10 protein-coding genes are annotated in these 13,070 nt (G+C 45.8%); 8 read left to right on the top strand and 2 right to left on the bottom strand.

Features of this window, described 5'->3' with window-relative positions:
* Positions 1-194 precede the first annotated feature (194 nt).
* From GVO63_RS09885 to GVO63_RS09865, 5 genes are all read left to right on the top strand, one after another.
* Complete coding sequence (locus GVO63_RS09885) at positions 195-614, top strand: CBS domain-containing protein (RefSeq protein WP_159492810.1); 420 nt, start codon at positions 195-197, stop codon at positions 612-614.
* Between the two features lie 383 nt (positions 615-997).
* Complete coding sequence (locus GVO63_RS09880; protein ID WP_159579519.1) at positions 998-2,344, top strand: Na+/H+ antiporter NhaC family protein; 1,347 nt, start codon at positions 998-1,000, stop codon at positions 2,342-2,344.
* A gap of 100 nt (positions 2,345-2,444) precedes the next feature.
* Positions 2,445-6,452, top strand: coding sequence for an ATP-dependent RNA helicase HrpA (hrpA, locus tag GVO63_RS09875; protein ID WP_159579517.1), 4,008 nt, complete (start codon positions 2,445-2,447; stop codon positions 6,450-6,452).
* 326 nt (positions 6,453-6,778) lie between these two features.
* Positions 6,779-7,081, top strand: coding sequence for a PilZ domain-containing protein (locus tag GVO63_RS09870; protein WP_159492807.1), 303 nt, complete (start codon positions 6,779-6,781; stop codon positions 7,079-7,081).
* Positions 7,082-7,359: 278 nt separating this feature from the next.
* Entirely contained in the window at positions 7,360-7,611 is a 252-nt protein-coding gene (locus tag GVO63_RS09865; protein WP_159579515.1) for a DUF2061 domain-containing protein, read from the top strand.
* Between the two features lie 3 nt (positions 7,612-7,614).
* On the opposite strand, the gene GVO63_RS09860 is transcribed toward GVO63_RS09865, so the two are convergent.
* Positions 7,615-8,808 (bottom strand): class I SAM-dependent rRNA methyltransferase, encoded by a 1,194-nt coding sequence (locus tag GVO63_RS09860; RefSeq protein WP_159492805.1) that lies wholly within the window; start codon positions 8,806-8,808, stop codon positions 7,615-7,617.
* 149 nt (positions 8,809-8,957) lie between these two features.
* On the opposite strand from GVO63_RS09860, the gene GVO63_RS09855 reads away from it, so the two are divergent.
* Entirely contained in the window at positions 8,958-9,935 is a 978-nt protein-coding gene (locus GVO63_RS09855; RefSeq protein ID WP_159579513.1) for an NAD(P)H-quinone oxidoreductase, read from the top strand.
* Positions 9,936-10,013: 78 nt separating this feature from the next.
* Here the strand turns inward: GVO63_RS09855 and rnhA are convergent, their stop codons facing one another.
* Positions 10,014-10,484: a ribonuclease HI gene (gene rnhA / locus GVO63_RS09850; protein WP_159492803.1), complete on the bottom strand. Its 471-nt coding sequence runs from the start codon at positions 10,482-10,484 to the stop codon at positions 10,014-10,016.
* 97 nt (positions 10,485-10,581) lie between these two features.
* On the opposite strand from rnhA, the gene dnaQ reads away from it, so the two are divergent.
* Together dnaQ and GVO63_RS09840 are read left to right on the top strand one after the other, a co-directional pair.
* Positions 10,582-11,301, top strand: a complete 720-nt coding sequence (dnaQ, locus tag GVO63_RS09845; protein WP_159492802.1) for a DNA polymerase III subunit epsilon — start codon at positions 10,582-10,584, stop codon at positions 11,299-11,301.
* A gap of 54 nt (positions 11,302-11,355) precedes the next feature.
* The gene (locus GVO63_RS09840) at positions 11,356-12,855 is read left to right on the top strand and encodes a TIGR03503 family protein (protein ID WP_159492801.1); all 1,500 of its coding nucleotides are present in this window, start codon (positions 11,356-11,358) and stop codon (positions 12,853-12,855) included.
* Positions 12,856-13,070: the final 215 nt, after the last annotated feature.

Genomic DNA, 13,070 nt, shown 5'->3' with positions numbered 1-13,070 from the left:
GAAATTCGTACAGCAAAGGTCAACACGCCCTAGTTGTTACTTTAATGTTAAATGTACTAGCTTGTCGCTCGGTAAAGGTCTAGTCTTTAAGTGTGGGGGAAGATTGCTTTCACAAATGTCTAAAAATAATTGAAGTGCCGTATCGCCAAACGTAGCAGTATCGGTCACCTAGGCGCCACGGCTGGAGAATGAAAATGGAATCGTTGCAAGTCAGTGATTATATGAACACTCACCCAGTAAAGCTCAATATCGATATGCCCGTTGCGCAGGCTGTCGAGGCGTTATTGGCCAGCGGTCAGAGTGGTGGTCCGGTAATTGATACTAAAGGTAAAGTGGTTGGTTTTTTGTCTGAGCAAGATTGTATAGCCCAAATGATTGCGTCGAGTTATTATCGCGAGCAAATTTGTAGGGTAGGGGAAATCATGAAAACCCCCGTGGTTTCTGTTAAACCATACATGTCGGTCATTGAGTTGGCGCAGCTGTTGTTAAAAGAAAAGCCTCGTGTTTATCCCGTGGTGGATGACGATGGCGTGCTAATGGGCTGCATAAACCGAACGGCGGTGCTGCGAGCTATAGATGTTCAGTTGAACGACGGATATCAGCGGGCGGGATAGCCGTTTTTATGAGGTAGACAAGACGGAGTCCTCCGCTTTATTGTCTACCTTTATTATGTTTACCCTTTTTTTAACCTTGCCAGCGTCTTCTGAGCGGGCAATCATCTTCTCGGATTGGTATTATCCGGCGTAATTTCCTTTTCAATGGCGTTAAAACCTTTTATCCTTTCGCACTTATGTTTTTTGTCTTGTAAGGCCATCACAGGGGCTTTTTTCAAGGCCTTGTATCATAACGAAATATCCTTTAAGACTTCAGCGAACCCTACACTTTACGGTGTTGAGTGCTTAAAAAACGCATTTTTACAATCGCTTGGGTTTAAGTCCGAGATTGCGTAGTCGCTTATCCAATGTAGACAAGTCATAAAATAAAAAGAGAGTTTTCTGTGCGCGAAAATAACGCTACTGCACCAAATTCTGTATTGCCCAATGCTATGGGTCTAACGCCAATACTGCTTTTCGTGGTACTTGTTGTCGTTACGGGTATCACCACAAACGATATTACTGCGATGCCAATTTTAGTGGCGTTTTTTATCAGTGCCGGCTACGGATTGTGTTTAAACCCTAAGGGAAGAAAAGTGGGCTTTTCTGAGAAAGTGCAAACTTTTTGTAAGGGAGGTGGCGATAAGAATATCATCTTGTTAGTGCTTATTTTCCTGTTAGCAGGCGCGTTTTACGCGGTCACAATTGATATTGGTGCCCGGGATGCAACGGTGAATATGGCGCTTCAATTTGTGCCTTCAGCGCTTATTTTGCCCGGCTTGTTTCTGATTTGCTGCTTTATATCGTTTTCTATGGGGACGTCAATGGGGACCATTACCGCACTCTCCCCCATAGGTGCAGGTCTTGCCACCAGTCTGGGCTTACCGGTCGAAATGGCGTTAGGCATTGTGGTTGGCGGCGCTATGTTTGGCGATAACTTGTCGTTTGTGTCAGATACCACCATCGCGGCCACCCGGACGCAAGGCGTTCAATTAAAAGATAAGTTTCGTGCCAATCTTATGGTGGCAGTACCTGCGTGCATCGTTACTATGGCTCTGTTGCTTATGGTGGATGTAGATACGTCAGGTATTGTTGAAGGAGGCGGCTATGATTTTTGGCGCATAGTGCCTTATCTTTGCATTATTGCATTTGCGCTTACTGGCTTTAATGTCATTAGCGTGCTGGCGGTTGGTATTGCCAGTGCTTGCATCGTAGGCTTGGTGCAAGGAAGCTTTACCACGCTTTCAATGATGCAAAGTATTCAAAAAGGTATGGGCTGGATGCAAGACTTGGCGATGATCGCGATTACCATAGGCGGAATCGTTGCGCTAATGCATGCTAACGGCGGCATTACGTGGTTAATTGAGCGTTTAACCCGTAAAGTAACCTCTAAGAAAGGCGCTGAGTTTAGTATTGCGGGGCTCGTGAGTTTCCTAGACATTACCACGGCCAACAATACTATCGCGATTGTTACGGCAGGCCCTATTGCTAAAGATCTTAACGAAAAATATGGCGTAGATCCCCGCCGCACTGCATCGTTGCTGGATATATTCTCATGCAGTTTCCAAGGTTTGGTGCCCTACGGGGCTCAGCTATTGAGTGCCGCTGCAGTTGTAGGAATTTCACCGTTAGCGATTACGCCTTACTGCTGGTATCCCATGCTGATATTTGTATTTGGCGTGGCGGCGATTTGGTTTGGTTTTCCGCGTTTCAAAACGCCGCAAGACGATGAATTAACCCAAAGCGCTTAAATTCTCGTAACGCTTTACACACTAGCTTTTTAGGGCGGTATCTTCTAGGATCACCGCCCGAATTTTTTTGACGTATAGAAAAACTCTGTAGGATGCGACTTTGTCTTCACCATTTGCAATAAAACCTCTTTATAACAAACTCGATGAGTGCTTAAGCGCTGACAAATTTCGTTTGAAGCGCCGTATCACGCAGCTTGCGCAAAAAATGAATGGTGCGCCGGTTGACGGTATAGCAAAGGCTAAAAGTACCGGTTCAGCGAGTAAAAGTAATGCAAAACCTGTAGAGGCGGACAGTAAAGAGGGGCGAGCATCTAGCGAAGACAGTTTACGCGCGCAGTTTGAAAAACTAGACGCTGATATTAATACGTCTATAGAAAAGCGCAGTTGGCGCCAGGCCAACCTTCCTGAAGTCGTGTATCCGCCGCTTCCGGTAAGCGATAAAAAAGAAGACATCAAAGAAGCCATTGCGAACAATCAGGTCGTGATTGTTGCGGGTGAAACAGGATCGGGTAAAACGACTCAGCTACCTAAGATTTGCTTAGAGTTAGGCCGCGGCGTGAGCGGTATGATTGCTCATACTCAGCCAAGACGACTAGCAGCGCGCAGTGTCGCTACCCGCATCGCCGAAGAGCTCAACACCCCGCTTGGTGAAAAGGTCGGGTTTAAAATTCGTTTTAGCGACCAGGTCAGCGAGCGCAGCTACGTAAAGCTTATGACCGACGGTATGCTGCTCGCTGAAATGCAGCAAGACCGATTCTTAAATCAATACGACACAATTATTATTGATGAAGCGCACGAACGAAGCCTGAATATCGATTTCTTGCTGGGCTACCTTCGACAACTTTTGGATAAACGCCCAGAGTTAAAGCTTATCATTACGTCTGCTACCATCGATCCAGAGCGTTTTTCAAAGCACTTTAATAACGCGCCAATAATTGAGGTAAGCGGTCGTACATATCCGGTAGAGATTCGCTACCGCGCACCTGAAGACATCGATGAGGACATGGACCAGAGCGATGCCATCGTTCATGCTGTTGATGAGCTTATGCGTGAAGCGCCCGGCGATATTCTCGTGTTTTTAAGCGGTGAGCGTGAGATTCGAGACACGCAGGATGCGCTCAGCAAACAACATTATCGCAATACTGAGATAGTGCCTCTTTACGCGCGGCTATCTGCCGCAGAGCAAAACCGCATTTTTCAGTCGCACAGTGGAAGGCGTATAGTGCTCGCTACTAACGTGGCTGAAACCTCGTTGACCGTACCGGGAATAAAGTACGTTATCGATCCTGGGTTCGCCCGTATTTCCAGATACAGCGCCAGGAGTAAAGTGCAACGTTTGCCCATCGAGCCTATATCACAAGCGTCGGCCAATCAGCGGGCAGGGCGATGTGGCCGGGTATCAGACGGTATTTGTATTCGTTTGTATAGCGAAGACGACTACTTAGGGCGCCCAGAATTCACCGACCCAGAAATTCTGCGTACCAACTTAGCCTCAGTCATTTTGCAGATGTTAGCTTTGGGATTAGGCGATATTGCAGCATTTCCTTTTGTTCAGCCACCTGACAACCGCAATATTAATGACGGTTTCCGCTTGCTTGAAGAAATTCAAGCAATAACAAAAGGCAAAGGGAAGCATCAAGGAAAGATGCAGCTCACTGCGCTTGGTAGGCAGGTGGCTCGATTACCCATAGACCCGCGCTATGCGCGCATGGTGATTGAAGCTGAGCGCACCAATGCCCTCAACGACGTCATGGTAATTGCGGCAGGCCTTTCAATTCAAGACCCGCGAGAGCGTCCCCAGGAAAAGCGTCAGCAGGCCGATGAAAAGCACAGCGAATACCATGATAAAGATTCTGACTTTATCAGCTTGTTGAATTTGTGGGTGGCGTTTAGAGAGCAGCAAAATGCGCTAAGCCAAAATCAGCTGCGCAAATGGTGTAAACAGCAATTCATTAACTACCTGCGCATGCGTGAATGGCAAGACATTGTCAGTCAGCTTAAAAAGTCGATTGCCGAATTGGGCTTTGGTATCTCAAAGCAAGAGGCCGACTATCAATCAATTCACCAAGCTATTGCAAGCGGTTTACTGTCGCACATAGGTTTTAAAGACAAAGAGCGAGAATATATGGGCTCGCGAAACTCACGCTTTTTGATCTTTCCAGGCTCAGGCCTGTCAAAATCTCAGCCCAAATGGGTTATGGCAGCCGAGCTGGTAGAAACATCAAAGTTATTCGCCCGAATGGTGGCCAAAATAGACCCCGCGTGGATTGAGCCGCTGGCCGAGCATGTTGTGCAAAGAAGCTACTCTGAACCGCACTGGTCGAAGAAACGCGGTGCGGTTATCGCGTTCGAAAAAGTCACGTTGTTCGGGTTGCCAATCGTCATGAAGCGGGCCAAGGTATATAGCCTTATCGACCCGCCTATCTGTCACGAGTTGTTTATTCGTGAGGCCTTGGTCGAAGGCAATACTAAGCTGAATTATCGCTTCTTGCAGGAAAACCAAGCATTACTTGAACAAGCGGACGAGTTTGAGCAAAAGACCCGTCGCCGCGACTTAATTGTGGATGATGAAGAATTAGTCAGTTTCTATGCCAAGCATATTCCTGTCGAAGCAAACAACGATGCCGCGTTTAAAAAATGGTTCAGACAGCATGGAAGTCACGACAGCTTAACTTTCAAAGAAGAGGATGTTTATCGCCAGCAGCCAGGCGTGTCTGTGGCTAATGCCTTTCCAGACGTGTGGCGTCAAGGCAATGTTACTTTGCCGCTTCGCTACAACTTTGAGCCAAATGCTGACGATGATGGTGTTACTGTGGTTATCCCGTTGCCAGTGCTTAATCAAATCGACAACGTTGGGTTCGATTGGCTGGTGCCGGGGCTTAGGCATGATCTTATTGTTGGTTTGATTAAGACGTTGCCTAAACGTCTGCGCCGAAATTTTGTTCCTGCCCCTAACTTTGCCGAGGCATGCCTTGCTGATATTAGCGAGACGGATAAAAATAATCGCCCTGTACCATTATTAGAAGCCGTTGCCGAAAAGCTGCGCAAGATGACAGGGGTTGTTATTGAAAGCGAAGCGTGGAACCTGACGCAGCTTGATAAGCATTTAAACATGCACTTTGCAGTGGTGAATGATAACGGTGATGATATTGCTAAGGGTGATGATCTTGAAAGTCTTAAACAGCAGTGTGCAGGCCAGGTAAAGCAAACCTTTGAAAAGGCCGCTACGCCTGAGTTAGAGCGAAGCAATATAGAACAGTGGGATTTTGACAGTCTTCCCAAAACTTTCGTTCAGAAAGTAGGCGGATTTGAAGTACAGGCTTTCCCTGCACTGGTTCAAAAGGGCGAAAAAGTAGATATTGCACTGATTGAAGAGGCTGAAAAAGCGCAAGTCTTGCACAAACAAGGCGTAAATGTATTGATCAAAAATGCCATGCCGTCGCCGCTAAACTATCTACAAAGCAAACTTCCTAATAAGGCTAAATTGGGTCTGTACTTTAACCCCTTTGGCCAAATTAAAGCGTTAATTGATGACTGCATTTTTGCAGGCATTGATGCCATCGTGCGTGACTACAGCGAAGCGAATAATACGGACATTCGCAACAAGGCTGATTTTGACGCTTGTTTAGACATTGCACGTGCGAATATTAACGACAAAGTATTAGAAATAGCTAAACAGGTAGAACAGGGGCTAACCCTTGCCCATCATTGCCAAAAGCAAATGAAAGGTAATGTGCCCCTGACAATGATAAATGCGTTAGGTGATTGTAAAGCGCACCTAGCGTCGCTAGTGTTCCCTGGCTTTGTTTCAGACATTGGTGAGGCAAGGCTTGACGACTGGAACCGCTATATTAAAGGGCTTGCTCGCCGTCTAGAGAAGCTGCCTATCGATCCAAACAAAGACAGAATGCACCAGGTCACGGTAGAAAAATCTGTGAAAGAGTGGGAAAAGGTGTGCTCGAAATATCCTAAAGGCAAGGTCCCCCCAGGTTTGCTGGAAGTGCGCTGGATGATAGAGGAGTTGCGTGTTTCCTTATTCGCCCAACAATTAGGAACCGCTTATCCTATATCAGCCAAACGAATCACTTTGTATCTTGCTGACTATTAGGATGTAATGCCGGTCGTAGTGGCCTCCATCAGGGGGGGCTTGGATAGGGTTTACTGCTTCGATTTCTACATGTACGTATCGTTAACTGGTTAGGTTGAATATAGCAGGCTTACTATTAAGTTTGTGCACGTGAACGCGCTGTCCACGTGAAATCGCGGGTTTGTAGTGTTTTCGTCCTGCTTTGCAAACTTTAGAAATAAAGGGGAATGAAGAGTTTCTCGCTTTATTGGATAAATATTGAGCAGTTAGATTGACAAGTTATGCGCATCAACCTATAACAACAGGTGTTGAGGTGAGCAAAATGCTAAAAATCAGGAGAAGTAGAGATGTTGGGATACGACGATAAGCGAAATTTTTTCAGGATGATGGTAAATTCGCCTTGTCAGTTGCAAATAACTGATGAAGAGTCGAGTCGAACTATGCAGGCATTGTGTAAAGACATCAGTGCAACGGGCATGTCTTTAGAAGTTGATGAACCTTCAATTGAGGTAGGTACGCAGGTAAGCGTTGCAATAGAATCATCGAGTTCACAAATTCCTTCTCTTGCTGCTCTTGCCACCGTGGTTCGCTGCGAGCCCGAGTCAGAATCAAGCTGTATCATTGGCGTTGAAATTTCGCAGATGAAATAAGGCTTTTGCCTCTATTTGGCGAAGCAAAGGCTTCGCCGTAAAGCATGTGTCTGTGCAGGGTAAGTGCTTGAGATAGACCATATTGCAACATGTATATTTCGGTGAAAGGCAGTGCATACGTTAAAAAGCGGTGCATACATAAATTCTTTAGTCATCCTCTTATCGTATAAAACGAATAACCCATCCAGTTTTTCCTATTTTCTTTTCTTTCTTTAATTGATAATAATTCTCATTACTTAGAATTTGTCCAGAATTGAATTTTAGAGAGAGTAATCACAATGAAAAAGACCATTACCTTTGCCGTTATGCACTTTGGCGTTGCGTTTACCGTTGCCTATTTACTTACCGGCAGTGTTGTCGTTGGGGGAGCGGTGGCGTTAGTCGAGCCTGCCATAAACACGGTGGCATTTTACTTTCACGAAATGATCTGGAAAAAATTTGAAGCGCAGAAAGAGGGGGCGTCTCCTGAAATGGGTGCTGAAAGTACGCCCTCGAGTTCTGCTAGACAAGACATGTCATTCGCGTCATAACGATCAATCGTCAGTTACCTCACACACCAAGCCTTTTAAGTAATATCCCTCTGGATAGCTTCCAATAATGGGGTGGTCTGATGCTTGATTTAAACGGGCGATAATCTTTATCGTGCGGCCTGCGTCAAGGGCAGCATCGGCGACTACTTTCTGAAAGAGATCCGCAGGCATTAATCCCGAACAACTGAACGTTAGTAATAGACCGCCTGTTTTCACCGCGTGGATCCCATACATGTTAATATCTTTGTATCCCCGTGCCGCACGATTTAGTGTTGCCTTGCTATCTACGAATTTTGGAGGGTCGAGAATGACCATATCAAATTGTTTGCCTTGTTCGTGATATTCCCGAAGTGCTTTGAAGACGTCTTGATTAATATATTGCGCTTTGTTTTCGTCAAAACCATTTATTGCAATGTGATGCTTTGCCAAATCTAAGGCAGGTTGAGAGACATCTACATTAGTGACTGATTTTGCGCCGCCTGAAAGTGCATAACAGGAAAAGGTGCCGGTATAACTAAAGCAGTTGAGTACATCCGCGTCTTTTGCGTAATAGGCGGCAGCCGCGCGGCTGTCACGCTGGTCTAAATAAAAACCCGTTTTATGGCCGTTTTCGATATCGACCACAATGCTAATACCGTTTTCTAGAACGGTAACTTTTAACGGCGGTTCGCCATGGAGTACACCGGTTACTGGTTCTAGTCCCTCTTTTTTACGTACATCTACATCGCTTCGCTCGTAAATATGAACATTTGGCATGAGCTTAGTGATAGCCCATACTATTTTATCCCTGTGTTTCTCACCGCCTGCGCTCAGTAGCTGAACAACCGCTACATTGTCGTAAAGGTCAATAGTGATCCCGGGTAGGCCATCGCTCTCTGAAGCAACCCAGCGAAAGGCGTTCGTTTTCTGTGGGTCGAACAGGCGTTTACGCAGTGCTAAAGCCGTTTCCAGACGGCGTAAAAAGAAACCATTATCAATGCTTTCCTCTTTTTTGAATGTCCACATGCGGACCCGGATTTTCGATTCGGGAGAATATGCTCCTCTGCCTAACCAGTCGCCTTCAGAATCAAATACATCTACCGTATCGCCAACACGAGCACGTCCTTTTAGTTCAGCAACCGCGCTTTCAAACACCCAGGGGTGTTTACGACGTAGTGATTTATCTCTAGATGGTTGTAATATGACCTGTGCTGACATACCGGCTCTCATAATGTGTTAAGCGTTACTGCGAATGGCCGCGATTATACGCAATTTAGTATGCTCTGTGTTGAATAAACGCGAAAGAAACCCAAACTGATTGTGAAGAAGACACGTACCGAATCTTTTACTCAAGGGATTATATCAATATGCACTATGTCGATTTTGAAAAGGGATGCGAACCAAACGCGTTAGTTGTTAACGAGTGTGAAGGCTATTCACTGCTGCCAGGCAAGGTAAAAGTTGACGTGAAGGCATTTGGCGTGAACAGAGCCGATACCCTTCAGCGCCAAGGCAACTACCCGCCACCACCGGGTGAAAGCGACATTTTGGGCCTAGAAGTAGCTGGCGTGGTCTCTGAAGTGGCCAGTGATGTGAGTGCGTTCAAAGAAGGGGACAAGGTTTTTGGTTTAGTGGCGGGTGGCGGGTATGCAACAGAAGTTCTGGTCAACCCCGCTCACCTCATGCCAATGCCCGAAGGCATGCCCTTTTTTGAAGCTGCTGGTCTTACCGAAGTGTTTCTTACTGCATTTCAATGCTTACGTACCATTGCTCATATTAAACCTGCACAGCGAGCCTTGATCCACGGCGGTGCTAGTGGTGTGGGCTTGGCCGCCACGCAATTGTGCCGCTATTGGGGCGTCCACAGTGCTGTGACGGCTTCGAGTCAAGATAAACTGTCGCTGTGCGAGCAAAATGGCGCAGAACAATTGATTAACTATAAACAACAGCAGTTTGATGACGTGCTCAAAAAAGAATGGCCTGAGGGCGTAGATATGGTGTTAGATATGGTGGGGGGAGACTACCTAAATCGAAATCTAAAAGTGCTCAAGCAAGACGGCAAAGTGGTTTACCTTGCCATGTTAGCTGGGCGTTATGCAGATAACCTCGATATGGCCTTATTGCTCGGTAAAAGAGCATCAATCATTGGCACGACGTTGCGAAATCGCAGTGATGATTATAAAGCGGATCTCATTCGAGATTTCGCTAAGGTATGTTTGCCAGCCTTTGAAAACAACGAGTTAAAAGTAAACATTGATACCCACTACCGTATTGACGATATTAATAAAACTCATGTCAGGCTTGAAAATAACGATACACAGGGCAAATTAGTGGTGTCTTGGTAAGAAAAGCAAGGGAAAGGGGCGGTGAAACAACGCCGCCGTTCGACAGATGCTAGCAGGAAGCTTTATCTTCCTGCTTAATTAACTTGCAACGAAGCCTTCATCTATCTTTGTGGGGCTTGCCTCTGCTGCCCCTCGCGCCAAGTCGTCGCATCGTTCATTTTCTGGATGACCAGAGTGGCCTTTAACCCAATGCCAATTCACCTCGTGTTTTTTAACGGCTTCATCTAATCGCTTCCATAAATCGGCATTTTTTACCGGTTTTTTGTCAGAGGTGCGCCAGCCATTTTTGCGCCAGTTATGGATCCATTGGTTAATACCATTTTTTACATATTGGCTGTCGGTAGTAAGCTCAACCTTACAGGGTTCGGTAAGACTGTTTAGCGCTTCAATAGGTGCGAGAAGCTCCATACGGTTGTTGGTGGTATGCGCAAAACCGTCACTCAATTCTTTTTTATGTTGCTTATAAATCAGTACGGCACCATAGCCGCCGGGCCCCGGATTACCTAAACACGAGCCGTCGGTATATATATGAATGGTTTTTTGAGCCACAGTGCTTCCTTTAATTTATCTTGTCTTTTCCCTTAGCGGATTGCGAAGGGGTTGATATACTATCAAAAAATGAATGCGTAATTATAGTAGAGGTTCCATGCGCCAAATTGTTCTCGATACTGAAACCACAGGTATTGATCCCAAAGAAGGCCACCGTATTATCGAGATTGGCTGCGTTGAAGTCGTAAACCGCCGCCTAACGGGGAATCACTTTCACGTTTACATAAACCCTGGCCGTCATATAGAACAAGAAGCTATTGAGGTTCACGGTATTACCAACGAATTCCTTGCTGATAAACCGACCTTCTCTCAGGTTGCACAAGAGTTTGTAAGTTTTATTAAAGGCGCACAGCTGGTCATCCACAATGCACCGTTTGACGTGGGTTTTATGGACCATGAATTTGGTATGGAAGCGTCAACCTCGGGCGTTACAACCAGCAAAATGTGTGATGTGCTTGATACATTAACCCTCGCACGCCAGATGCATCCTGGTCAAAAAAATAACCTTGACGCTCTTTGTAAGCGCTATGGTATAGACAACAGTCATCGTACCCTTCACGGGGCTTTGCTGGATGCAGAGATACTTGCCGATGTTTATCTGCTGATGACGGGTGGGCAAACCAAATTAAAACTCGCATCATCAGGTGGCAGTGAGACTGACTCAACCGCAATTCGCAGGGTTGCTCGCAATACAAATAAATTAAAGGTTATCAACGCTACCGCCGATGAATTAATACAGCATGAAGCTCGCCTGGATATTGTTGAAAAAGCAGGGGGTAAATGCCTTTGGCGTCCTCAAAAAGAAGAGGTGTCTTGACGTCATTCACATCACTACATCTAACACACCAATCAAGTGCAGGAGCAACATAGCGTGAGAGCGTGGTTTTATTGGGTAATCATTCTAGTATTATTGGTTCACACGCGTGTTTCTGCGCAATCTCAAGAAGATGAGCGAGACGTTGCACGTCAACGAGCAGACAGCGCGCTTCAAACTACTCAAGAAACCGGACAGTCTATCGACACGTCAGTACTTACTGAACTTGGTGACGACTACACGAATTCAATTAAACTCTTACAGAACCGCTTTCGCGTTGACTATAACGTGAAAGAAATAACCATGGTTTTCTTTCGCGAATATGGCTCGGCACCTGTTGTGCTGGTGAGACCGGATGGCTCTAAGCTTTTCCAGGGGCGTTTTGATGAAGAAAAGGTCGCGTGGTTTGACGCTGATACCTTTGACATGATTACGATTAAAGACCCTGTCCCTGGGCCCTGGCAGGCTGTCGGCCAAGTTCTACCTGAAAGTCGCGTAATGGTTTTGTCAGATATTGAGCTTCATGCCGACCCGCTGCCAGACCTACTGTTTGCGGGTGAAATTTTGAAATCTACGGCTTACTTGACGAATGGCGGTAAACAGATTGAGGAAAAACAATTCAGGGATGTCGTAGAACTTGATATTGAATTTAAAAGTACCAATAACCCCAACTTTGGCAATTTTGGTACTGGGGACCAAGCCATTGCTACTTTCCAAGATGATGGAAGAGGCATGGACGAACGTCCAGCCGACGGCATTTTCACCGGTCAATTTAATTTGAAAATTGCTGCCGGTGAATGGAAGCCTGTTTTTCGTGTCAGTACGCCCATGTATACCAGAGAGGAAGAAGGTGCGCCCATTGTTCTTCACAGCAACCCTGTATCTATTGACGTGGAAATGAATGGTGGTGGAGAGGGCTATCACAAAATTATCATTGACGTTAATAGAGAACTCGTAGACATCGAGTCTTTGCTTGTAGATGGTAAAGTAAAATTCCCTAATGCAGACATGCAAAACTTCTCTCTTACTGAAGGGGGAAGCGAACCACGAGAGCATTTAATTGTGGCTTACGAGAGGGGGATTTTTCGGGTAAAAGTAACGGCATATGGAACTACCATTGATGGAAGAGACTTCATTCTGGATGTGCCTGAATTCAGTTTTGTTGCTGAGGGCCCTGTAGAGCCGGAAGTGGAAGACCCACTTATAAACGGTGAAGACCCTATTGTGGATGGTAGTGCGCCTATTATAGCACCACGGGAAGAAAACATCGCGAACGTGGATGAGGTTGCTGAAGATCCTAAAATGGATGATGGGACTTTCACACTTCTGTTGGTCGCGGTAAACGGGTCAATTATTTTAATCGGTGTTATTGCAGCAGCTGTTATCATTGTTGTGCGTAAGAAGGCCGCTTCTTCCGCATCTAATGGGGCTTCTAAGCCCGGAGTAAAACAGCCATCGCAAACGACGGATGCGGATCTTTCAATGGAAGCAAAGCCTACAGGTTTACAAAAGCTTCTTGGAATGTTTAAAAAACGCAAAAATTCGGACGGGGCATAGCGAAAGCAAGTTATAAGAAAGCATCAGCGTCGTTAATTTATCCATTTTGAATTTTATTTCGACATTATGCTTATTTAACAGTCAAACAAACCGCAGATGACAATTTTATTAATAAAAAGCGTTGACTCCACATGGGGGAATACGTATTATCTGCGCCGCAGTCAGGGGACAGGGCAACTTCAGCCAAGTCAACTCACTGATAACATTGAAGATGT

It is taken from the genome of Alteromonas sp. KUL106 (genome assembly GCF_009811415.1).
In the GTDB taxonomy this organism is placed as follows: domain Bacteria; phylum Pseudomonadota; class Gammaproteobacteria; order Enterobacterales; family Alteromonadaceae; genus Alteromonas.
This window is presented reverse-complemented; position numbering and strand designations above follow the sequence as displayed.